We start from the raw sequence: 25321 nt of genomic DNA, 5'->3' as shown, positions 1-25321 counted from the left end.
ACCAGAAATCGAAAAATAATTAAAGTAATCCGTTATCAATCAGAAATATTAGGGAAAATACGTTGCCGCTATTGGTAAACCGATACGATGACTAATAAAAATTGACGTCGGATTTATCAAAACGTGCTATATCGCGATAAGCACGGCATCGGCTCAACTGCATCAATAATTAGACGAGGGTCTACTTATTCATTTGTCATCATTTAGGATTCAACGCGCTAAAAATAAGGAAAATTTCCAGAGCTTATTATCCGTATTTAATAAACCATGATGTCTATAGGAATAATTCACGAACGGGTAGGAGAAAGAGCGGGTAGGCAAGAAGAAAGGCAGAGGGAATCGAAACGTTTCGCTGTTTATTTCAAACAAGCATATTATATGCAATAAAATAGTTAACTCTCTATTTTTTCTTAAGTTTTCATAGCATCGTGATTAATAAAGAACGCTTTTAATTCTTCATTTATGAAAAATCAGTGCTGCTTTATCGTTCTACTGGCCGTCAGCAGATATCAGAGAATAATCCACGCAATCGATTGCTGTTGGTAAAACGAGGCTAAATCAGCCATAGCAATGTTATTAATAACAACAATTTTTCTTTTGTCGTTATTTTTCACTGGAAAAACCACATTTCTATTCTTCCGGCCAGATAATCTCCGATCATTCAAGCTTATGACGCTAAATTCGTCGAAGGCTCAACCGCATCCTGGTTTAGGATCAGCAGAGAGAGCACTCGGTTTTCAACGTTCAGCTTCGAAAAAGACAGCGTACTTAACTGCTTTTTGGTAAAGCCATCAGACAACAAATCCGAAACCACACGCGTACTCAACATGTTGGAATTCGTCATAAAATCGTGATAGGCAAACTTCACGTTGATAGGGAGTACATCATCAATTGAGACGGGCGTATTCATTTCAGCACGCAATCCAAAATGGGCGTTGAAGGCAGAATTCGCACAGACGACCTTACATTTCTCGTCAATCACCGCCACAGCACGTCTATCATTCTGAACTGGTTGAGAAAGCATGCCTAAAATCTCATTCCGGCCAAATATCAGACTCAGTGTTTCCTCTGCATCATGCTATGTAAAAAGATATCTCACAGCGCACCGTGACACCACGGCACACCATTGATAAGCAATCAACCTACCGGAATTTAAAAGGTTTCCGGACTAATAGTGTTCTTCCCCACCCCAGAAAATCACCGAATGAAAATAGTGAATTTCGCTAACCGGAACTGTTTACACGTTCTCAGGCTACCGGGGCTCAAACATCTGCCGCCTTACTTAGCGTCAGTGATGTTGGGTATATCTATGTTATTTATTTTTGGAAACCGGATATTTCTGAATCAGACACAAAAAATAACACTTCATTTTTCTTTTTTTAGCGGCTAGCACACGGCATCTTTACGCTTTTTAAGAAGGCTCACATCTGTGCGGTGGAACCCTCTTTAAGAGTAGATTATTCACACTTATCTGCCCGGTGATAATCAGATAAATCTATTTCATTAATAGCCTACATATAATTAACAACTGGAACAAAATTTCAACACATCGACCACAGTTGAATGCGCTAAATAGCTGGCCTACGTAGGAATATACTCTGAACAGGATTTTTACTATCGGCTGAATAAGCGGGATCTTTATGCCTTTTGATCGTAAAGGGCGATCAAAAACCTGATAACAATAGATATAATCTATTGAAAACAATGAATTGATCGTTAATGACATTATAACAGCATAGATAACTCTGCTGACTTTCATATTGTGACATACATCACTTATCGCGTTTTGGCTACCACGAAAAAACTGCCTGCTTTCTGAACCAAAAGACTATCTTTTAAGTAACGCCTCATTGCTTTTCCTGCATTGCGTGATCAATCGCGCAAAAAAGAAACAAAGATAAGTGGTTAACTAGAATTAACCATTATTTGACATAGCATTAACATGTTTAAGGAGAAGCGCTATGACACAACATAATAAACACGCCATTCCCGCCGCCATTGCGGAAAATGCACTGATAAATGCTCAGCAATACAAAAATATGTATCAGTTGTCCGTTGACGATCCTGCCGCCTTTTGGGGCGAGCAGGGAAAGATCGTCGATTGGATCAAACCCTATAAAACGATCAAGAACACCTCATTCGACCCCGGCCACATCAGTATCCGCTGGTTTGAAGACGGTACACTAAATGTGGCAGCAAACTGCCTGGATCGCCATCTGGCCGAGCGTGGCGATCAAACTGCCATCATCTGGGAAGGCGATGACGCGACACAAAGTAAAAAAGTCACCTACCGTGAACTGCATCAGTCCGTGTGCCGCTTCGCCAATGTGCTGAAGTCACAGGGCGTCAAAAAAGGCGATGTCGTTGCTATTTATATGCCGATGGTGCCAGAAGCAGCTGTGGCAATGCTGGCCTGTGCCAGAATTGGAGCGATTCATTCGGTGATCTTCGGGGGCTTCTCTCCCGAAGCGATTTCCGGGCGTATCATCGATTCCAGCGCCAAACTGGTCATTACCGCCGATGAAGGCGTACGTGCCGGACGTGTGATCCCGCTGAAGAAGAATATTGATGAGGCGTTAAAGAACCCGAACGTCACCACCATTTCCAGCGTTATCGTTTTCCGCCGCACGGGTAAGATCAATGAATGGCAGGACGGACGCGATCTGTGGTGGCACGATCTGGTTGAAAAAGCAGACGATCATTGCCCGCCAGAAGAGATGAACGCGGAAGATCCGCTCTTTATCCTTTATACGTCAGGTTCGACGGGGAAACCCAAAGGTGTACTGCACACCACTGGCGGCTATCTGGTTTATGCCGCGCTGACCTTCAAATATGTCTTCGACTATCATCCCGGTGACATTTACTGGTGTACGGCAGATGTTGGTTGGGTCACGGGGCATAGTTACCTGCTTTATGGCCCGCTGGCATGCGGGGCAATTACGCTGATGTTCGAAGGTGTACCAACGTGGCCGGACGCCAGCCGCATGGCGCAAGTGGTTGATAAGCATCAGGTCAATATTCTCTATACCGCCCCCACCGCGATCCGCGCGCTGATGGCTGAAGGTGATAAAGCGATTGAGGGCACATCGCGTGAATCCCTCAGGATCATGGGTTCCGTCGGTGAGCCGATCAACCCAGAAGCCTGGGAGTGGTATTTCAACAAAATCGGCAATGGCAAATGCCCTATCGTCGATACCTGGTGGCAGACAGAGACGGGCGGCTTCATGATCACCCCTCTGCCCGGCGCGATTGAGCCGAAAGCCGGCTCCGCGACGCGCCCGTTCTTCGGTGTACAGCCAGCGCTCGTCGACAACCTCGGCAACCCGCAGGAAGGCATAGCGGAAGGCAATCTGGTCATCGTGGACTCCTGGCCGGGTCAGGCAAGAACCCTGTTTGGCGATCACGACCGCTTTGAGCAAACCTACTTTTCTACCTTTAAAGGCATGTACTTCAGCGGGGACGGTGCCCGCCGTGACGAAGATGGTTATTACTGGATCACGGGCCGCGTTGACGACGTGCTGAACGTTTCTGGGCATCGTCTGGGGACGGCGGAAATCGAATCAGCGCTCGTTGCACACCCCAAGATTGCCGAAGCAGCCGTGGTCGGCATTCCTCACCATATGAAAGGGCAGGCCATCTACGCCTACATCACGCTGAATCACGGCGAAGAGCCGTCCAGCGAGCTGTATACGGAAGTCCGCAACTGGGTGCGTAAGGAAATCGGTCCGATTGCTACACCGGACATCCTCCACTGGACTGACTCTTTACCAAAAACGCGATCCGGCAAAATCATGCGTCGTATTTTGCGTAAGATCGCCGCCGGTGACACCAGCAATCTGGGGGATACCTCAACGCTGGCCGATCCTGGCGTCGTCGAAAAACTGCTCGAAGAAAAGCAGGCCATGAGTACCGCCTCTCAATAACCCCTGACCCACCACTCTCTTCATTCCCGTAAGCCATGATGTGGCTTGCGGGAATGTGGGTGGCGATAAATCAGAAGGTGACGTCGCGGTAGCACTCAACCCTACAGATTACTGGAGACTTACGATGAATGATGCCATTTATCAACGGATTGAAAGTAACCCCTTATTCAGAGAACTGGTCAACAAGCGACAGCGTTTTGCCGCTTTTCTTTCACTGATCATGCTGGTGCTTTATGTCAGCTTCATTCTGCTCATCGCCTTTGCACCTGGCTGGCTGGGAACGCCGATTGCTCCCGGCTCCAGCATTACCCGTGGCATTCCGATTGGTGTGGGATTGATTGCGATTTCCTTCATTCTGACCGGCGTCTATGTGTATCGCGCTAACGGTGAATTTGATCGTCTGACCAAGCAGTTACTGGATGAGGTAAAGCAATGAAAATACGCTTTATGATGCTGTTCGGACTTTTGACGCTGCCAGTGCTTGCATGGGCAGCAGATGCACTCACGGGGGATGTCCAGCGCCAGCCGTTGAATATTCAGGCCATCGTGATGTTTCTGCTGTTCGTTGGCGGCACGCTGTATATCACCTACTGGGCGTCGAAGAAAACGCGTTCACGCAGTGACTACTACACGGCAGGCGGCAACATCACCGGTTTCCAGAACGGACTGGCGATTGCAGGTGACTACATGTCCGCTGCATCCTTCCTCGGTATTTCTGCGTTGGTCTACACCTCCGGTTACGACGGCCTGATTTATTCACTCGGCTTTTTAGTCGGCTGGCCGATTATTCTGTTTCTGATCGCAGAGCGGCTGCGTAACCTCGGACGTTATACCTTTGCTGACGTCGCATCTTACCGTTTGCAACAGCGCCCGATCCGCAGCCTCTCCGCCTGTGGTTCGCTGGTGGTTGTGGCTCTGTACCTCATTGCGCAGATGGTGGGCGCGGGGAAACTCATCGAGCTACTGTTCGGCCTCAACTACCATGTAGCGGTGGTGCTGGTCGGGATTCTGATGGTGATGTACGTAATGTTTGGCGGCATGCTCGCCACCACATGGGTACAGATTATCAAAGCGGTTCTGCTGCTGTTCGGTGCCACCTTCATGGCCGTCATGGTAATGAAATCAGTAGGGTTCAGCTTTGATGCGCTGTTCAAACAGGCGATGGCGGTTCACCCAAAAGGGGCGGCAATCATGAGCCCTGGCGGACTGGTTTCTGATCCGATATCCGCGTTGTCTCTCGGGTTGGGCCTGATGTTCGGTACGGCCGGTCTTCCACACATCCTGATGCGTTTCTTCACCGTCAGCGACGCGAAAGAAGCACGAAAAAGCGTGTTCTACGCCACGGGGTTCATGGGCTACTTCTATTTCCTGACCTTCATCATCGGCTTTGGTGCCATCCTGTTGGTCAGCGCCAATCCTGCATTTAAGGATGCGACAGGCGCGCTCATCGGTGGGAATAACATGGCGGCGGTGCATTTGGCCGATGCCGTCGGCGGCAACTTCTTCCTCGGTTTTATCTCCGCCGTGGCCTTTGCCACCATTCTGGCCGTCGTCGCCGGTCTGACGCTAGCGGGTGCCTCTGCCGTATCCCACGATCTCTACTCTAACGTGATCAAGAAAGGAAAAGCGACCGAGCGTGATGAGCTGAAAGTCTCGAAAATCACTGTACTGGTGCTGGGTGTCGTGGCTATTTCGCTCGGTATCCTGTTTGAGAACCAAAACATCGCCTTCATGGTTGGGTTAGCGTTCTCCATCGCCGCCAGCTGTAACTTCCCGATTATTATCATCTCCATGTATTGGTCGAAGCTAACCACGCGCGGAGCGATGATTGGCGGTTGGGCGGGTCTGTTGACCGCTGTCATTTTGATGATATTGGGGCCGACGATCTGGGTGAAAATCCTCGGTCATGCCGCCCCTATTTATCCCTATGATTATCCAGCACTGTTCTCCATGCTGGTCGCGTTTATCGGTATCTGGTTCTTCTCCATCACCGATCGCTCCGAAGCTGGACAGCAGGAACGCGCACGCTTCCATGCGCAGTTTGTCCGCTCGCAAACCGGCGTCGGCGCATCAAAAGGCAGTTCCCACTAATTTTCCTCTCACTGGCCCGCCAAATGCGGGCCAGTTCTTCTGCGAAACCCAGCGCTTTGCGTTGTTGAAAATCGCTCCTGCGATTTTTTGCGGGGCGGATTCCCAATAGTAACCAGTACGCTTTCCAGCGCTGCGCGATTCGCTATGGTGTCGGCATACACATCACAGGGAAGGATGCGATGCAGCCTCACGATGCAATCTTCAAACAGTTCTTAAGCGATATTGATATCGCCAGAGATTTTCTTGCCGCCCATTTGCCACTCGCGATTCAGCAACAGTGCGATTTCAGTACATTGCAGTTGGAGTCTGCATCATTTATCGAAAACACATTACGTTCTCGTCTGTCAGACATGCTGTACTCACTGCAAACTCGCTCTGGTTCTGGATATATCTATTGCGTCATAGAGCATCAAAGCCGCCCCGACAAGCTCATGGCTTTCCGGTTATTACGCTATTGCCTTGATGCGATGCAGCAGCATTTATCCCAGGGTCATCAGTCGTTACCCGTGGTTATTCCACTCCTGTTCTATCACGGCAAACGTAGTCCTTATCCGTATAGTATGCAGTGGCTAGATCATTTCACCGATCCACCGCTAGCAGCACAGGTTTACCACCATGCCTTTCCGCTGATAGACCTGACCGTCATTCCAGATGAAGAGATCAAAACGCACCGCCGTGCCGCACTGCTGGAACTCGTGCAGAAACACATCAGAACACGGGATATGCTGGAATTGGCGCACGACATCGGGCTATTATTTGAACACTGGAACCTGTCTCTGCCGCTGCGGCACGCGTTATTACTGTACGTTGCGAAAGTGGGCAATACATCTGACATAGACAGGTTCATTGATTCAGTGGCTGAGCCCCTGTCAACGCATAAGGAAGACACAATGACCATTGCACAACAGTTACACCAAAGAGGATTTGAACAGGGGATGCAGGAAGGAATGCAAGAAGGGATGAAGGCCAGCGCACTAAACATCGCCCGCCAGTTGCTGCAAAGCGAGATGGAGCAGGAATTAGTTCAGCGCGTTACACAGTTATCCGATGAAGAAATGGCGCAACTGCTCCACAGCGAACAGAAGTAATTTTTTATCGTGGGCTATCCCTGCCCACGCCCCTCTGGGCCAACGCTCCGCGTTGTTGAAAATCGCTCCTGCGCTTTTTTATCGTGGGCTATCCCTGCCCACGCCCCTCTGGGCCAACGCTCCGCGTTGTTGAAAATCGCTCCTGCGCTTTTTTATCGTGGGTTATCCCTGCCCGCGATTCTGCGAAACCCAACACTTCACCTTGTGAAAACTGGATTTATTCCTCGCTTAATGTCACCACGTCATACATCACGCTGCCGCCTTTTAATTGCAGCGTGATCGTGTTGTTGCCATTTTTCAGAAAGTGGGATGACACAGGGATGCGGGCGATGTGATAACGCCCACTCTGTAGCGCGCCGCGATAAATGGTTTTGTCGTTTTCGTAAGTCAGCGTTTCCAGCGTGGTGCCGTTTGCCGCTACCGCCAGCTGTGGCATGGTTGGCTCACTCATGCCGCTATTGCTCGCTGCCGCCAGTGCGATATTCAGGAAATAGGTTTTTTTCTCAGGTTGCAGGGCAAAACGGATATCCCATTTTCCTGGTTTGGTCTGCGCGTAATACCAGTCGTGCTGATAGTCGCTACGGCCAACATCGAACGTCAGGTTTGCCGGAACCTCATGCTGCCAGCGGGTGTTGCGGGCTTCATTGCCAAAGCGGAATTCACTCGCCTGCCGATTGGCCTGCCCAATCGCCCAAACAACCGATTCGGCTTTGGGCAGGGTTATCACAGGCAGCGCTTGCTTATCACCGGAAACGGACAGCGTTTGCTCTGCCAATATTCCCGGCTGCGTACCGCTGTTGGCGTATACCGCCAGATGGTAATTGCCTGGACGGACATGGGAAATCGCAAAATTCCCCTGAGTATCCGTGGTTGCCTGATACGAATAGCCACGGGTTTGCACATCGAACGGTTCATCCAGCGATGACGAAAGCACGACGGTCACCGGCTGCTGGCTGGCAACGCGTCCGCTCATCTGCGTGCGCTCGCGCGCATAGCGGGAATCGTTGACCCAATTGTACGGCCAGTTGACGGTTTCCGTCAGTGCCTGACGCTGAGAGTCCGCCAGCATTTTTTCGGTATCGCCCTGATTGATATACAGCAGCCACGGACCGTAGAATTTTTTCCAGCCCGGCGGGGCGACCAGATCCGGCGTGCCAAAGTGCGAGCCCGTCATGTAGTTCAGAATGATCGCATCCTGATGTACCAGCAGATCCTGCTTGAGCGCATCGCCGGAGAAATATTCCCGATTGCCGTGAATCAGCCACGCCCCCACGCCATTGCCGAAAACGCCCCAGAAAGGCGCGGTACGCATATAGCCAGCAAAATCATATTTGGAATAAATGCTACCATCCGGCAATCGCCAGGTTTCATCCTGCACCTTCGGCGACGCTTCAAGCTGGCTGTAGAGTAGCGGTTTACCTTGACGATCGCCGTTGTAGAGATGATCTAACCGGGCGGGATCGAAGCGATAGACGTTGCGCAATTCACTGACTTTAACGTCCTGATTTCCGCTATTCTCGGCCACCACATAGCTATAAAGCCCGCTAATGCCGCGACGCATAATCAGGTGATATTCAAGCCGTAACAGCCCGTCCCGATCGTCGATATAGGCCACATGCGCTATATCTCGATCGTTGCGCAGCACCTCTACCCGCTCGGGGACAAAATCTTTGACGCCTTTAGCATGAGCATCGTTAACATAGTAATCGAGGTAAGCGCTACGCGTTTTACTCGGATCGCGCGCTGCACCGGACAGGTTGGTGACGATATTCTTGCCTCCCGTCACCATGCTCACCGCGCTGCCATCCTCCCCGAACGCGACTTTTAGTAAGCCGTTATCCAGAACGGTATTCAAACCAGAAACGGATAACGACACCGCATTATCCTGCGCGCTATAGCCATAGGGTGCCAGCATGGCTCCCACCAACAACAAGACAGATCGCTTCACAGTCAGCCCTCTTGTGTTCAGTCAGTTAAATCATAATTTTCATCGCGGCGGTTCAAGGTAACGGTCAATGCCAGATATTAGGGGAAACACGGTGATGAGGTTCCCGCAGGGACACCTCGCACCGTGGTAGCCCCGTGTATCTCGATGTCACGTCGCTGCCTTGCCACTAATGTAAAAAAATCAGCTATTTTAAACAGATAGAATGGAGATAACAGGAACAACATAATCGAGGGGGATAAGCGCCCTCCTTCACGCCACTGCCAGCAACAACAAGAATCTGGCAATAGCGGGAAGAAAGTCAGGATCGACATCGCAGAAATTAAAACTGATCAGAATGACAGCTCGCGAATCAATACGGCGGACACCACTTTCCAGCCACGAATCAGCAGGCTTTGCGCCTCACCGTCCATCACCACCGTGCCACGCAGCACCTGCGGTTGAGCACGATAATCGTCAGGCAGACTGAGTAACACGCGATAAACGGCCTGTTCAGGATGCAGCTTGCGCTGTGCGTCGCTCAACGTGGCAATATCGCCGCCATAAATGGATGCCAACTCCGGCGCGGCGTTCAGATCGCGGGTTGCCGTGCGGGCAATCTCCACAACAGTGAGCGGCAGCGACGAGCGGCTCACGTCCTGTAAATAAAACGTCCCCTTTGCACCCGTGCGGAGCCGCTGCCAGTCTTTTTCCGACACGAATGCTTCCACCAGCCCGCCGGTTGGCTTGGTGACGACCGCTAGCCATTCGCCTTGCCCCAGCCACTCACCGGTTTCCAGCGGCGTCGCCATGTCTGCCACCACGCCGTCTATCGGCGCACGCACCGTCAGTTGTTCCGACTGACGCTGCAATACCTGTAATTTTTGCAGCGCCGCTTCGTGTTCCTGCTTCACCCGCTGATGATCGCCAGCCGCTTCCTTGTTGAATACCTGAAAGGTGCTTTGCCAGCTCAATGTAGCAATCTGGCGTTCCAGCTGTTGCCGTTCATGCGCCAACGCATCAGACGACAGCGTAAACAGCGTCTGCCCGGCGTGCACGGGCTGACCAACCTGTACGTCAATGCGCTGAATCATCGCAGGTACAGGCATATACAGGCTGCTTTGCTGTTCCGCCCGCAGCAGCGCCGGTGCATACACGCCGCGTTGCCAGGGAATCATCAGCAAGAGCAGAACCACAGCGCTCACGGTCAGCGTTGTCGTCATATTACGGTTCATACGATAATCCTTACGGCGTTGACTCCACTCGCGCACTTCATTCACCACTGGCATCACCACGAAGTAGCCGATTTCAATCGCGAAAAGCAGCATCCCCAGCAGTTTGAACGTCATGTGGTAAACCAGAATCGCGATACCCGTAAACAGGAAGAAACGGTATATCCACACCGCGAAGGCATAGCCCACTAGCGTGCGTTGCAGCCAGCGCGGAAAGTGCTCCGGCGGCGCATCCCCTAAGCCGAACAGCCATTCCCGCATCTGCCAGCGGCCGATAGCGAAGCCTCGGTTTTGCAGGTTCGGCATCTGTAACCCATCGGACAACAGGAAATAGCCGTCGAAGCGCATCAGCGGGCTGAGGTTAATCGCCAGCGTCATAATCCAGGTCGTCGTCGCCAGCATAAACGCGGCGCTGCGCAGCATGCCGTCCGGCAAGAAGCTCCATGCCAGCGTCGCCCACGCCGCCAGCACCAGTTCGGTTATCATGCCCGCTGCGCCAATCGCCATCCGCTGCCGACGGCGGGTAAGCTTCCACGAGCCGGACGTATCGGTGTACAGCACCGGCATCATCACCAGAAACGCGACGCCCATCGTAGCGACCCGCGCACCAAAGCGCTTGCAGGTGTAGGCGTGGCCGAACTCATGCAGAATCTTGGTAAAACACAGCGTCAGCCCCGCCAGCGCTGCGCCTTCCAGCGTGAAGAAATGCAGAAACGTATGTTTGAACGTTTCCCACTGGCGTCCGGCGAGGAATAGCCCCAGCACGGCCACCAGCAGCGTCAGCTTGAGAAAAGTCCGGCTGAAAAACGGCTCGATCCACGGCAGTGTCGCGCCCAGAAAGCGATCGGGGTGCCACAAGGGAATGCGAAAAAATAGATAGTTCTTCAACAGCTTGCGCCAGATCGAAACGCGCGACTGTTCCACCTGACGAGCAAACTGCGCCATTGCCTCATCGCCAGAAACGCGCGTCAGGCTGTTGGCCTGCAAGAAACGGTTGAAGTACTGCACATCGCTGTCATCAAGCGTCAGTGCAGAAGTCTGGTTAACCTCGGCAACAATCTGCGCCGCGTTCCCCATCGACCAGCGCGATAGCATTGCCATTTCCGCCCAACCGATACGAAAATAGAGGCCACGCAGCGGATCTTCCAGCGTCCAGCTAGGCGATCCGTCACGGTTAGCGGGGCCAGCATGCAGGATCAGTTCATCGCGCAGCGGGCTGAGCCCAGCGGCCGACGTCGCACCTCCAGCCATCGTTAGACGCCCAACCAGACGCGCAGTGACGCCAGCGGTTTGCGCAGCAGGTAAACGAACAGCACCGTGCGTTTACCGTACAGCTTGGCGGTCCCTTTCAGGCCCACGCGCAGCTGCGGATCATCCTGCGTAAAGCGTGCTCGCAACCGATAGGCCATCACATTGTCCGGCGTCGGCGCGGCGCGATAGCCAATCTGCTCCAGCCGTGCGTCCTGTGCCGAATTCGGCGCCACATTGAGAAACAGGCGCACGTCCGCGCCGTTTTCCAGCGCAATCGCATCCGCCGCCGGCAACTGGATCTCCAGCTCAACATCGTGCGGATCGGCGATCATCATGATACGTTCTCCCACCGCCACCGAGCGCCCAATCCAGTCACTGCTATCGTCAAAAATCGCCACACCGTCACGCGGAGAAACAAGCTGCATGCGTTCCTGCTGACGTTGCAGAAAGTCCATCTCGCTCTGCGCCTGTTCGCGGCGGCTTTGCAGCACGGCCAGACTGGCCTTGCTATTGGCATCGAACAGCGCCTGCTGCTGTGCCTGACGATACTGAGCATCCGCGGTAGCAAAAGCCTGTCGGGCCGATTCCAGTCGGTTTTCCAGTTCGCGCACGTCCAGTCGCACCAGCGACTGATTGGCGCTAACGGCCTGATTAGGGCGAACCAGTATGTCATCCACCACGCCCGCCACGGGGGCGCGCACCATCACCGGACGATGCGCGACGATCTCAGCCGGAGCCAGCACCGACTGGCGAACGGGGATCAATAAGATCAGCGCCAGCGCCACGATCCCGACCAGAATCAAACGACGCTTCTTCGGGCTGGTATTCGTCTGCCGCCGACGTTGTTTCTGCAAACTCGCCCACGCATGGGCATACGCGTCCGCCAGTTTTTCCAGTAGCACAATCTCGGCAGGCAGCCACGCGCTGTCCCGTGCTAACACCAGTACCAGCGGCGTATCGCCCTGCGCTAAACGCAGCGGTAGCCAGAGTAAAAATTCCGGTAGATGTTCCTGCCACAAAATCTGATCATCGGCAGGCAGCTCGCGGCATTGCAACGCTTGCGTTTGACGCCCCTCTTCCTGCCACTGGCGGCACAGGCGGCTAAATTCGGTACAAAACGGCGCGTTGTGATCGAGCGAGGCCAACCCGGAAGCCGCCTGCAAGCGCTGTTTATCGCAGTCCCACAGCAGCGCCTGCCGATACTTCACTAAATTATGCGTCTCGTTGACGATGAAAAACGCCAGCTCATCCAGCGTTTCACGCGCTCTGGCGCGGCTTTGCAGCTGCAACAGCTCGGCCAGCAGCGCCAACCGGGTATCCTGGTCGGTTTGCGCTGCTGTCGTGGTGTTTCGATCGGTCATGGCGACACGCTGCCTGCATCAGGCGGCACTGTCTGTGCTACGTCACTAATTTGCGCTACGCCACTCATCCCCGGCAGCAATCCAGCGGTGGATTGGGTAATCCGACCAAAGACTTTTACCGACTGGCTGACCGGATCGATCGCCGAAGAAAGGCGGCTGATTTCCGCCGGATAGCTCAGACCAGTTTCATCCAGCGTGACCTGAAAAGCGCTGCCCTGCTTTAACCACACCAGCCAGCGCGATGGCACGATCATTTCCAGCTCAAATGCGCTGTCGTCATAAATCGCCAACAGCTCTTTGCCTTCCGGCACGGATTCCCAACGTTTCACCTTGGTTTCCGTTACACGACCAGAGAATGGGGCTTTAATGGCACAGCGTTGCAGCATGGCGCGATTGACGCCGCTTTCGGCCTGCGCCATCGACACCGACGATCGCGCCTGATCGACATCAGACAGGCTGATCGAATTGAGCTTATCCAGCCGATCGGCAATCGCCAGCTTCTTACGCGCGGCATTCTCTGCGGCGTTTGAGTAGTTCAGCTTTTCGCGCAGCACGGTGCAGTCAAACGTCACCAGCGTATCGCCCTGTTTGAAATGTTCACCCTCTTTCACCGCAATATCCGTCACTTTCCCCGCAATTTCGCTGGATAACACGGTATAGCGCTGTGCGCTAAGCTGTACGCGAATGTCTCCCGTTGCCGCAGCCTGCCCCAACAGGGGCAGACCTAACACACTGACCAGCAATAGCGGACGCATTATGCCGAAAGCCATTAACGCGAACCTCCCGCCTGTAGGGATTGCAGGTTATCCCACATATCCGTGTTCACCACGCGATAAGGCTTACCCGCGCCAGCCGACGATGTCGCAGCAGACGATACCGTCGTCGACGAGGCAACCGGCTTCGCTACAGGTGCTGCGGATGGAGTGGATGCTGTTTTAGCCGAAGCCGTCGTGGTGGCAGGCGTAGCTGGTGTTGACAGGGACAGACGTGGCACCGCAACGCCGCCTTTCTCAAGGTTACCCGTGGTGCGGGCAATTGAGCTGCTCAGCGCCGCCAGACTGACATCGTTCACGTTATCCGGCAGCACATCCAGCCCAGCAGCCTGATACACCGCGCCCAGCGCGTTCTGCACATCGGCAAAGCTGCGGTCACGCGCGCGGGTCGTCAGAATGGTTTCCGTGCTGACGCGCACCTGTTCCATCTGCGTTTCGGCACGATGCTGTACGCTGAGCGTGGTCTGATTAAGGATGCCGCGCTGAATCCGCGCCAGTTCCTGATAGCGGCCAAACATCTGCGTACTCTGCTGATATTCCTGCCAGGCGACGTTCACCTGCGTCAGCACCGCCATGCGCAGCGCCTGACGACGAACTTCTGCCAGATCTTCATTCGCCTGTCCGGCACGTTTCACCGATGACCACGACAGCACGTTCAGCAGGTTGCCACTGACCTGAACACCTGCGTTCGCCCACTGGTGATTGACCAGATAGCTGTTGCTGTCACCGTTGATACCTGCAAACAGCGATACGCCCGGTAGCAGGCGCAGCAGCGATTTACGGGTTTCCAGTACGCTATTGCGTGCCAGATAGCTCTCTTCGCGCACTTCCGGGCGCTTAACCATCGAGAAGTTTTCCAGATCGTCGAGCGAGTAGGCCATCTTCGGCGCGACCAGGCTGCTTTCGCTCGGCACGACAACATCGTATTTGCTCGACGGTGGCAGGTTCATCAGCGCCGCCAGACGAGATTTTGCCACCACCAGATCGCTGTCGACGATTTCCAACTGGCGCACCATCTCCAGCATGTTCTTCTGGAAACGCAGCGCTTCAACCGGTGCCAACAGGCGTTGCTGTTCCGTCTGACGCGCATATTCCAGCGCCTGACGCGCCTGCGTCAGGGCGGTGGTCACTTCCGGCTGCAAACGCTGTGCCGTGGCCGCTTCCCAATAAGCGGTACGCACCTGACGGGTAATATCGGCCACCACGCGACGACGACGCTCTTCCGCCGCCAGCGATTTGTTCGCCTGCACTTTAGCGTTGAAGTAGCTGATACCGAAGTCCAGCACGTTCCAGCTCATCGTTAGATCGGCGGTGCGCATGGTCTGATCCTGACTGGTGGACGCTTCCAGCGACTGCCGTCCAGTGGTGACCGACTGGCTGCTGGAACCGGCCACGTTATCGCGGGTTTGTAACCCAGCGCGTGCGGTCAGTTTCGGTAACAGCATATCCAGATTCTGTACGCCCAACAGGTCATCTTCCATCGCCTGTTCCATCAGCGCGACCCGCTGTTGCAGGTTATATTTCAGCGCACGGGCAATTGCCTCATCCAGCGTGATCGTACCGCGCACCGGTTCCTGATTAGCGAACATCTGCGTTCTGTCGCTCAGCGCCTGTGCGACCTGCTGTTCGATCGTAACCGGCTCAGGTTTGACGGCACAGCCAGCCAGCCCCAGACAGGCAAGAGCCACCGCGATCCGTAACGCCCGGGAACCCGCGGTGCGTGGTGTAGCCTCGTGTTGAACGTTCTGCTGCTGACTGTCGTGTTGCTGGCTATCCCAGAAATGCGCTATGTGCTGATTCACCCGGGTTCTCCCCATCTTCTATTTGTCTGTTCCCTTCATCTTGCAAGCGGTGGTGTGATGACCGCCTGCAAGCGCCTGGGTTAGTGGTTAAGTAATAAAATCTCGTCTCGGTATTCGATCTGCACAGCGTTACGCGCGCAGACTGCTCAGCTCACTGAGCGCCGCCAGCAGCGCATCCTGTTCTGGTTGATGCTGGCGCAGTTGTTCGGTAAAGGCGGTTTTCCCCGCTGGCGCTAACCGTTCTGCATCCCGGTTTTCAGCCGAGTCTGCGGCAGTGGGAACAACAGAGTGTGCAGGTAATTGCATCGCACCACGGTCAGTCACCCTCTCTGCGCCATCACCCTGTCCGGTTTGCAGCGTAATCGGTACGATCCGGCTGGTGCCGTCTGCAGCCTGCGCTTTCAGCGCCAGTTGGATCTGATTAACCTGCACTGCACTGGCATCGGTAATGCGTACCACACCGCTGCGGGCATCGAACTGCACCCACGCAGGTAGAGGACGTCCGTTCGCCAGTTGCAGCGTCAGCGTGGCATTACCTTCACGCACGCTGAACATGCGCTGCGGCAGGCTAAAGGCGAGCGCGCCGGAGGCATCCGGCTGTAACGCGCCCCGCACACTGCTGAAAGCCGATTCCAGCGACGTTGTCTGACCGCGCACGCTCAGGAACAGATTGGAATCCGTCGGGCGCAGCGCGGCGTTATCGCGAATAGACGCCTCAGCGCGTGAAGAGAAATTGACCTGCTCCAGCGTCGGCATCAGCGATGACATGACGGGATCGAGCACCCAAGGGGCATCCGACTGGCGTGACGTATCGGCATCACGCTGGCGTACAGGTTCGGTGACGATGTTGGTTGGTAGCGGTTGTGCTTCCGGGCGAGACAGATCGGCGACAATCGCGCCCAGCGGCTGTTCGCGCTCTCTTTCGCCCGAATCAGCAGGCAGGCTCACGCCTTGCTGCACCAGAATCACCGGTGCCGCTGTCGCGGTGTTATCGGGGTTCACTGGCTCTGTTGGTGTACCGGGATCGACTGGTGTGCCAGGATCGACCGGCGTCGAGGCAGCATTGATCGTCAGCACCACATTCAGCGCCGTCGCGTTACCCGCGCTGTCTCTGGCGGTAATCGTCAGGTTGAACGTTCCCGCCGTTGACGGCGTGCCGCTGAGCGTCCGTGTTGCACTATCAAAACGCAGGCCTTCTGGCAGTTGCGCATCATCAACGATAAACGTCAGCGCATTATTTTCAGGATCGGTAAATAGCGTACTCGGTAAGGTATAAGACCAGTTGGTGCCAGCCTGTGCCGTTGGTGGCGTGAACTGCTCAGCATGACCAACTGGCGGTAGGTTCACTTCTCTCGACAGCGTAACGTCGAGCGCCTGCGCCGCAGAATCGGCTGCGCCATCATTAAGCACCAGCGTCAGCGATGTCGCGATCCCCGTCAGCGGTGCGCTCGTCGCCCAGCTAATCTGGCGTGCCAGCACCGTTGCATCCGCACGGGAAAGGGCAGCAGTGAAGGTCACGGTGAGCTTGCCGTCCGCCTGCGCGAAGGTGGCTACCGCTTGCCCGTCTTTGCTAATGACGCCATTCGCTAAGGTGAAACCGTTACCCGCAGTAAAATCGAAGCGATCGCTTGTTGAGGCCGTTTCACCGCGCTGTAGCGTGATTGAGGCACCCTGATAATTTCCCGCCCCGCCGTTCAGTGCATCCAGTTCTGCATCACTGAGAACGATAGAAGGCGCGACAATCACCGCCGGGCCATCAACGCGATAAACCGGCAGGCGAGAAGCCTCATCCAGCACCGACACGCCGTTGCCGAGCGTAATCAGACCACCGTCAACCGGTAGCAGATGAGTGAAGCCTGTACCAGCGTTTTTCAGCGTATCGAGTTTTGTCAGCGTCTCGCCGTTCAATACATAGCGAGTGAGCGCCCCGTCGCTTTGCGTGACGTACAGCACCCGCGTATCCGCAGCAAGGGCGATATGACTCACCGTGCCTTCTGCCGCTACGCGAGCAAGGTGCGTAAAGGTTCCCGTAGCGGTATCCAGCGAGAAGGCATCGATCTGCCCTGCACTGGCAACAAAGATGCTGCGGCCATCGTCGCTGACCGTGAGTTGCTCCAGCCCTGAAAGTTCTACGGTATTGTCTGCGGCATCGGTAAAGCTGCGGATGTTCCCCAATAGCGTCGGCTTGCCGTCGTCACCACGCGTATACACAATCAGTGATGAGCCACTGCTGGTGTTCGTCGTCACAAATAGCAGATTACCGCGGCTGACTATCTCACTCGATTGCCACAGATAAGGCTCACTCCACATCCCGCCCTCGACCAGCCCAACATAATCAAGCTTGCCTGTTGCTGTGTCGCGGGTAAACCAGAGAAGGTTGTAGTTGTTGATGACATACAACGTCTTGCCATCATCAGACAGGGTGATCCCTTTGATGTCGTAAAGGTTGCTGTTGTGTATCTCGTAGACATCAACGATGGTTTCTTTATGTTCCAGATTGCCTTCACCATTCCGGCTAAACCAGACAATCGCATTGCCGTCGGCACGCAGCGCATACACGCTGTTGCCATCGGCAGAAACCTGTAGCTGGCTTATTCCTGTCACGCCCTCTGCAGCCGCGAAGGTGCGCACATAGGTCAATTCGCCACTGTTCGCATCACGCTGGAATAAGGCAATCGCGCCTTTATCATCGCTGACATACAAAGACAGCCCATCGGTCGTACGAGCAGCCGCCGTCAACGTGCCCAGCCCGCTAATCGCGGTGTAGGTATTCACCAAACGCAGTTCATCGGCAGAAAGCACCGGATCGTTCGCCACGACAGGCGTGTCGTTGATCGCGGTAATCGCTACCGACAGGGCCGTGACCTGAGACTCCAGATAGCGGTCAGACAGCGTCACCGTCACCGCAACCTGCGCGGCTGGCGTACGGCTGTCGCTGGCGTAGGTAATCTGGCGCAGCGTATTCTGCACGTCTTCCGTGGTCGGGATTGTGCCTGCATTCGCGTTGAAGCGAATCGTCAGTACGCCATCCTGATTACTGACCTGACCAATAGTGACGCCGTCTTTCTGAAGCGTATTGCCGGATAACGTCAGGCCGTTGTCAGCACTTTTTTCAGCACTGAAGCCCAGCTTATCCAGCGCCGTTTTACCGTCGCCCAGCGTAATCTTCAGCGTCGCGCCGTCGTAGTTGCCCTTGCCACCGTTGAGTTTGTCCATCTGCGCATCAGACACCGTCGCGTCCGGTGCCAGCACGATAGGGTCAGCGCGTTCGGTATACGTCGGCGTCGTCCCCGGAACCGTAATAGTCGGCGCGGTATTGGTTTCTGCCGCAGGCACTAGCGTCAGCGTAATCGCCTGTTTCAGCGTGGTTTCCGGTGCGGTGCCGTTATAACTATTTTCCTTGATCATCAAGGTGACATGGCGTTCACCGCTGGGAGCGTTGCCCAGATAGTTGTAGCCGATGCTGTCAATAATCTCGGCGGTTCCACTCGCGTCTCTCCCGACATACAGGAGGACCGTCGCTTTACCGTCCTTCACATCAACAGAATATTGCAAGCCGCTGGCGGTGCGTGGAACACCGTTGGATTTTTCGAGCACAATCGTGCTGCCATCCACGCTAATCGTTTCGTTAGGCCCTGAGACATCAAACGTTAACACGACCTGCCAGAGGGTTTGTCCGCTTTCAATGGTGTCAATTTGGGTATCTTTAAACAGCTTAACGAATTCACCGTTGCCCGGAACCTGTGGGTTGAGCACCGTTGTATTCAATATCGCCGGATCGTTCACGCCAACGAGATTGACGGTGATATCCATGTTAGCGGTGTTATTGTCACCGTCATTAATACTGAAGGTGAAGGTCGGCGACGATCCTGCTTGTTCAGGATCCTGACTGGTGTTCTGGTAAGTAATCTGGCGCAGCACATTCTGCGCCTCGGCTTTGGTTACCGCTGCGATAAATTTAATCGTCAGCGCCCCATCCACTTGAGTAAAGGTCGCGATTACAGAGCCATCTTTTATGATGTTGTTGCCATCAAGCGTTAAACCGTTTTCGGCCTTAAAGCCAAAAGTGTCTTCCGATAGACCACCATTTTCCCGACCAACGGTGATACTGGCACCGTGATAATCACCCACACCGTTATTTAACGCATCGAGCTGCGGATCGGACAGACGACCAGACGGCAGCAGCACGGTGGCATCATTACCTTCGGTATAGCTTGCACCAGCGATGCCGACATTCAGAACATGCACCTTATCGCCACCAATCAGGTAGAGCTGCTTGCCATCGGCACTCAATTCCACCTTTTGCAGATCGGAGAAAGAAATACCAATCGGGCTATCCCAACCACCGCTAAGGGTGTCTTTTAGCGTCAGGCTGCCATCGTCCGCGCGGGAGAATACAGAAATGTTCTTACCGATCACGAACAGGGCCGTGCCATCGGCAGAAACGACCAGATCGGTCGCTAACGCCTCGCCGGAATCGCCGCCGTCATCGGTGATTGCCGTTGTTTCTGCCAGCGTCAGCGCCCCATCAGCTCCCACCGTGATGGTATTCAGCGTGTGACTTTCCCCATCGGAATTAATCGCATAGAGGGTTTTACCGTCAGGAGAAAGAGCCAGAGAACGGATGTAGTACAGGTTGTCACCTTCAGCACGAATCTGGGAAAGCTGGCTCAGTTTGCCTTCCACATCGATGCTGAACGCGGTGACGCCGACCGCATCCCCAGCGCCGGCAACAAACAAATAACGCCCGGTTGGATCCAGCACAAGACGGCTCGCACCAATCAGATTATCGGTTTGGGAAACGGCAGACAGCATGCCGTCTGCACCGCGTTTAAACACCAGCACGCTGCGGCCGTCAGTATCGCTGTTGGACTGGGCGGCCGTTACATAGAGGTAATCGCCTTGCGAAACAATGTGGGAACGCACGTCCAACGAACGCCCGCCCAACGCCGCTTGGTCAAGGATACCGGCTTGCGTCAGTTCACCGTCGCTGCCAACGCTGAAAATCGTGACTGCATTGCCTTCGCTACCCACCACATACAGGTACTGTCCATCAGAAGACAGAATCACATCTGATGCACCGGCCAATCCGGCATTGTCTACCACGTTATCGGTTTGCTCTGTCTCATTGTTATAGACGGAGCGGTAGTTGAAGAAGGTTTGCGACAGGGTGAATTTCCCTTCCGCATTGCGCACAAAGACGCTCAGTACCGCTGACCCACTATCAGGTGAGCTCACGACATAGAGCGTTTTGCCATCCGCGGACAGTTGGCTGTCTTTTACGCCTGTCAGCACATCCACATAATTATTGGAGTCATAGCCATCAAGGGCATAGTCATTCTGAAGAGAGCTGGACTCACCGCCGAGCGCTGGCATTTGTGCAGGATCGGAGGCAATAGTCAGCGTAATCGTCTGCTCCGCCTGTTCACCCGATGCATCGGTCGCCACGACGGTAATAGAGAAGCTTCCCGCACCATTGAGTGCTGGCGTACCGGAAATCGTGCGTGTGTCTGAATCGAAGGTTAAACCAGCCGGAAGGCCATTGACCTGTAGCGTCAGCGCACCATTTTCAGGATCGCGGAACAGATCGTCAGGAAGCGTTTGTTCGTAATGCTGTCCAGCCACGCCAGACGGCGGAGTATACGCATCGTTATCCACCACTGGTGGTTTATTCTGCACCAGCGTCAATAGCAGACTCGTCTCCTTACCGCCGTCGCTAAGGGTGATATTCAGTGGAATCGATGCACCCGCCGCATCACCATCATTACGGTAAGTCACCTGATGCAGAACCTGATTGGCGACCGTTTTAGTCACGCTGTCGGTAAAGACAATCTTCGCCGTGCCTTCGCTCACGCTAAAAGTGGCGATTGTCGCGCCCTGATACTGAATGTCGCTACCGGACAGCGTCAGGTCGCCTCCGCTCTGGAAAGCAAAATGGTCATTTGCCGATGCGTCGCCATTACGACTAATCGCAATCGTCGCGCCATTGTAGTCATCGGCAGCATCCAGTTCTCGGTCTGACAGCGTGACGCTCGTGGTAAACGGCATGTCCGCTGTCTGGCTATAAGGTGCATTTGCTGCCGCAGTGAGCACATTCAGCCCGGCAAAGAAAGTGCTCACCCCAGCATAGATATTCTTACCATCCGCACTGACGGCGAGATGGTTGACAGTGTTAACGGAGAGCTCAACGCTATTGCGGTAGGTTAACGCGCCGGAATCGCTATCGCGGCTCAGTACCAGTAGCGACTTACTGCCGAACGCTGCGACATACAGCGCCGAACCATCTTCGGAAATCACCAGTTCACGTAACGCCAGCGCGTTCGCAGGAATATGGCCTGCACTATACAGATTCAACGTCCCGGCGTAGGTCAACGCCCCTGTATCTGCATCACGGCTGAAAATCGACACAGTGCCCTGCGAGTTTGATGACACATACACAAAACGGTTATCCGGTGAGATAACGATATCCTGCAACCCCTCAAGGTAGCGGTCGTTTTGCGGAATCTCCGCGCTGTTCACATCAGCCGCTATGGTGCTTTTATTGATCGTGGTGACGTAATCCAGAGAACCCGACTCCGCATCGCGCGACAGCACGGTAATACTGTGATTCCCTAGGTTAGAGAGATAGGCCGATGTGCCATCGCTGGACAGCACAATACCGCTTGGGCTTTTCAGCGGAATGGTATCGCTACCAACCAGTGAACCGACAAACGTCAGCGCACCGGAGGTGGTATCGCGCGAGAAGAAAACAACGGCGTTTTTAGTGGTCACGCCATCGACTGGCGTCACGCCGTTAATGGCATACAACGACGTGCCATCATCGGACAGCACAATCTCAGACACTGCCGCATCCAGACCACTTACGCCATCCACACCCTGCGTAGCGACAATCCCGACATAGCTCAGTTGGCCTGTCGTGGTATCGCGGCTAAATTGCACCAGCGAGTAGGCGCTTCCGCTTCCTCCCGCGACATACACGCTGGTGCCATCTTTCGACTGCGCCAGCGTAGTGATGGTGTTCAGACCGTTAACCTCAATCGCAGGGGTGGACGGATCGTCCTGTTCGCCCTGCGTGAAACTTTGTAGCAACGTCAATTCGCCGGTTTCTGCATCGCGGGCGTAAACGCGTAGATAAGTCTTGCCGCTGTTATTGTTCCCTTCGCTACCGGTGACCAACAGGGTTTTACCATCCTGAGAGACACTGATCGCCGAAACGCGCTCGTTGTAGCCACTTAGCGTACCCGCGTTGTAAAACAGCGTGGCGTCAGGTGAATAGATCGCCTCGATCGTCGGCATGTCGTTTAAGGCCAGATTGATGCTGCCAGACACCGTCAGCGTCGCGGTGTCGCTCCCACCATTGGCAGTGCCGCCGTTATCCTGCAACTCGGTTAGCGTAATGGTACGCAAGCCGCTGGCGCTGGTACTCTCTTTGCCAGTTGAATAGCTCAGACCGTCGACCAGCGTCATCATCGCCATGCTGCTGATGCCCTGAACGCTGCTCAGCACCAGTGAAGACTCACCGCTCAGGGCGTTATAGGTGTAGGTATACTGGTAACCGCTAGCCGTGGTGCCCGCGCTATCCTTACTCAGATCGATGACTGTGCCATCCACCGTCAGGTATTCCTGATTCGGGTTGTTTAGGCCATCAATGCCAATCGACAATTTTGTCAGCGCCTGTCCAGCTTCCCCAGTGTTAATCGCGGTGTCTTTGAACAGCGTGACGGAGGAGCCGCGCGTATCCAGCGTCAGATTGCTTCCGCCCTGACTGACCAGCGTTGGCGCACTGTTAGCAGTCAGCAGCAGCGCGACCGTGGTTACCGTGCTGTTCAGCTCGCCATCGTTCGCGGTCACCGTCAGCGCGACGGTTTCGGTTGCGCTCTGGTTGCTGACGTTGCGGTAGGTAATTTGTTTCAGGACGGCATTGGCAGTTTCTTTCGTCACCTCGGTAGTAAACGTCACGCTGAGTACGCCCTGATTCTGCGTGAATGTCCCAATCTCCGTGCCTAATTGCAGAACTTTTCCATCCTGCAGCGTCAGATTGTTGCCTGCACTTAGGCCAAATCTATCGTCTACGGAAGGCGTTTCACGCCCAATGGTCAGCGTGGCGCCGTTATAGTTGCCTGCGCCACCGTTGAGTACATCCAGATTGCTATCGGAAAGCGCGATATGGTCGGCAAAGGGTAATTCGCTGCCATAGAGATAAGTGCGTAATGCGCTAAAGCGCTGAATGGCCTCACCAGCGATCAAGAGTGATTGTCCATCGGGTGACAACACCATGCCACGCGTATCGCCAATATTCTGAATCTGGCCGCTTTCCTTCAGCGCCCCTGTCGACGTGCTTACACTATAAATCTGCAACTCGCCTTCGCTGCTCAGCGCATAAAGCTGGCTACCGTCGGCGTTAAGATAGAGCGCGTTAACGCCTTCCAGCGTTTTCGTGTCCGTGTGGACCAGCGTTTTTCCTTCAGAACCGTCACGCAGTTGATAGACGCTGATTTCACCGCTGTCAGGATCGGCAACATAGATGAACTGCTGATCCTTCGAGATCGCTAATTGGTAGTCTACCGCGCCATAACCTTCCCCAGACGTTTCCAGTTTAGCGACAGACGTTAATGTCCCGTTCTCACTCCGCTGGAAAACCGATAGCGTATGCTTCGCCCCCATCCCAACCGTGACAACATAGTCACCGCTACTTGCCACAATACCGCTACGATCAATCCCGCTGTCACTCACGCGCTGAAGGAACGTCAGCCCCCCTGTCGTCGTATCGCGAGTAAAGATGACCATGCCATTCCACTGTGTGGCAACATAAACTTGGGTACCGTCACTGGAGACAGCCAGCCCGGTAATATTACCGTTTTGCGAAGCAATCGTCTGGGTATATACCGGCTGCTCGTCGCTGCCGCTGAGCCGAACCACCTGCCCATTGTCGTCGAGGCTCAGCGCAACAATATTGCTATTACCAGTGATAGCGTACAGAGAACGGTTGTCAGCACTCAGTGCGACTTCTTTCACATCCTTGAGTGCGCTTATGCCGCTCAGCGTCTGGCTCGACGTCAGCTTGCCATGGTCGCCGACGGTAAAGACCCCCAGCGTGCCATCGCTTCCTATGGCATAGGCATAATTACCATTACTGGAATAGCGCACGTCCTGTGGGGATTCCATACCAGGCACGATGATTAATTCAGCCAGTTCCGGCGCATCCGATGCGGATACCACCGGAGCCACATTGATCTTGCTGTCGATAGTGACGGTAGCGTGAATATTCAGATCGGCAGTATCGGTATCATCACCTCCCTCATCGCTCAGGCTTTTCAGCGTCACCACGACGTCACCGCCGGCCACGGTTTTATCCAGCGGCTGGTAGGCGATACTGTCAATCATCGCCCTTGTATCCGCGAGGTTATTGGTGAAACCGTCGATATTAACGGTCACCGTCGTGGTTTCTCCGCTCACTGCCACGCGGTATGAAAAACCATCCCCTTCCGCGCGCGTCGTCCCACTCCCTGATTCCAGCGTAATACTTTTACCGTCAATGACTAATGCCTGATTCGCGCCCGTACGGTTAACGGTGATCACTAAATCTTTCAGTTCCTGCCCGTCTTTATCCGCTGATACGCGAACGTCGCTGAACAGATCGACCGGTTGGAAGCTGTCGCTGCTGTCGGTGATGGTGACCGTCGCCTTAACCGGCGTGGCATCAACGCCGGGCGCGGTATCCGTTGCCGCGACGTGCGCAGCCACATCTACCGCGGTGACCACGGCAGCGGCGTCAAACATCATGCGCGGTTCCAATACCCACGCCTGACGCGGTGCGCGCGTTAAGCCTGAACCAGATTTTGAGCGGGAAAAAGTCATCGTGTCATGTCCTGTAAT

At 54.5% G+C, this 25321-nt stretch carries 11 protein-coding genes; 4 read left to right on the top strand and 7 right to left on the bottom strand.

The window, feature by feature from the left end; all coding sequences use genetic code 11:
- Window positions 1-667: 667 nt before the first annotated feature.
- Complete coding sequence (locus tag EIP93_RS04190) at window positions 668-1060, bottom strand: hypothetical protein (protein WP_010282300.1); 393 nt, start codon at window positions 1058-1060, stop codon at window positions 668-670.
- Between the two features lie 901 nt (window positions 1061-1961).
- On the opposite strand from EIP93_RS04190, the gene acs reads away from it, so the two are divergent.
- The 4 genes from acs to EIP93_RS04170 all read left to right on the top strand — a co-directional run bounded on the left by acs (window position 1962) and on the right by EIP93_RS04170 (window position 7102).
- Window positions 1962-3923, top strand: a complete 1962-nt coding sequence (gene acs, locus EIP93_RS04185; protein ID WP_103861366.1) for an acetate--CoA ligase — start codon at window positions 1962-1964, stop codon at window positions 3921-3923.
- Window positions 3924-4047: 124 nt separating this feature from the next.
- Window positions 4048-4359: a DUF485 domain-containing protein gene (locus EIP93_RS04180; RefSeq protein WP_103861367.1), complete on the top strand. Its 312-nt coding sequence runs from the start codon at window positions 4048-4050 to the stop codon at window positions 4357-4359.
- A complete protein-coding gene (gene actP, locus EIP93_RS04175) occupies window positions 4356-6014 on the top strand; it encodes a cation/acetate symporter ActP (RefSeq protein ID WP_103861368.1) in 1659 nt (552 codons plus the stop codon). The genes EIP93_RS04180 and actP overlap by 4 nt, the downstream gene beginning before the upstream one ends.
- 161 nt (window positions 6015-6175) lie before the next feature.
- Window positions 6176-7102: an Rpn family recombination-promoting nuclease/putative transposase gene (locus EIP93_RS04170; RefSeq protein WP_400427443.1), complete on the top strand. Its 927-nt coding sequence runs from the start codon at window positions 6176-6178 to the stop codon at window positions 7100-7102.
- 217 nt (window positions 7103-7319) lie between these two features.
- Here EIP93_RS04170 and EIP93_RS04165 read toward each other — a convergent pair whose 3' ends face one another.
- The 6 genes from EIP93_RS04165 to EIP93_RS04140 form a co-directional block, all read right to left on the bottom strand.
- Window positions 7320-9050 carry a polysaccharide lyase family protein gene (locus EIP93_RS04165; RefSeq protein WP_206428387.1) on the bottom strand — a complete coding sequence of 577 codons (1731 nt, stop codon included), beginning with the start codon at window positions 9048-9050 and terminating at the stop codon, window positions 7320-7322.
- Between the two features lie 329 nt (window positions 9051-9379).
- A complete protein-coding gene (locus EIP93_RS04160; RefSeq protein WP_125232309.1) occupies window positions 9380-11509 on the bottom strand; it encodes a site-2 protease family protein in 2130 nt (709 codons plus the stop codon).
- Window positions 11510-11511: 2 nt separating this feature from the next.
- Window positions 11512-12870, bottom strand: coding sequence for an efflux RND transporter periplasmic adaptor subunit (locus EIP93_RS04155; protein ID WP_116586138.1), 1359 nt, complete (start codon window positions 12868-12870; stop codon window positions 11512-11514).
- Window positions 12867-13640 (bottom strand): efflux RND transporter periplasmic adaptor subunit, encoded by a 774-nt coding sequence (locus tag EIP93_RS04150; RefSeq protein ID WP_125232308.1) that lies wholly within the window; start codon window positions 13638-13640, stop codon window positions 12867-12869. Before EIP93_RS04150 ends, EIP93_RS04155 begins: the two co-directional genes overlap by 4 nt.
- Entirely contained in the window at window positions 13640-15445 is a 1806-nt protein-coding gene (locus EIP93_RS04145) for a TolC family protein (protein ID WP_125232307.1), read from the bottom strand. The genes EIP93_RS04150 and EIP93_RS04145 overlap by 1 nt, the downstream gene beginning before the upstream one ends.
- Before the next feature lie 129 nt (window positions 15446-15574).
- Window positions 15575-25303 carry a beta-propeller fold lactonase family protein gene (locus tag EIP93_RS04140; protein ID WP_125232306.1) on the bottom strand — a complete coding sequence of 3243 codons (9729 nt, stop codon included), beginning with the start codon at window positions 25301-25303 and terminating at the stop codon, window positions 15575-15577.
- Between the last annotated feature and the right edge of the window lie 18 nt (window positions 25304-25321).

The organism is Pectobacterium versatile, assembly GCF_003932035.1.
Taxonomy (GTDB): Bacteria; Pseudomonadota; Gammaproteobacteria; order Enterobacterales; family Enterobacteriaceae; genus Pectobacterium; species Pectobacterium versatile.
Note: the sequence above shows the minus strand (reverse complement) of the source record. Positions and strands in the feature narration are given on the sequence as shown.

Coding starts and splice junctions, on each gene's coding strand:
- acs (WP_103861366.1), top strand. CDS start 1,962: ATGACACAACATAATAAACACGCCATTCCCGCCGCCATTGCGGAAAAT.
- EIP93_RS04180 (WP_103861367.1), top strand. CDS start 4,048: ATGAATGATGCCATTTATCAACGGATTGAAAGTAACCCCTTATTCAGA.
- actP (WP_103861368.1), top strand. CDS start 4,356: ATGAAAATACGCTTTATGATGCTGTTCGGACTTTTGACGCTGCCAGTG.
- EIP93_RS04160 (WP_125232309.1), bottom strand. CDS start 11,509: ATGGCTGGAGGTGCGACGTCGGCCGCTGGGCTCAGCCCGCTGCGCGAT.
- EIP93_RS04155 (WP_116586138.1), bottom strand. CDS start 12,870: ATGACCGATCGAAACACCACGACAGCAGCGCAAACCGACCAGGATACC.
- EIP93_RS04150 (WP_125232308.1), bottom strand. CDS start 13,640: ATGGCTTTCGGCATAATGCGTCCGCTATTGCTGGTCAGTGTGTTAGGT.
- EIP93_RS04140 (WP_125232306.1), bottom strand. CDS start 25,303: ATGACTTTTTCCCGCTCAAAATCTGGTTCAGGCTTAACGCGCGCACCG.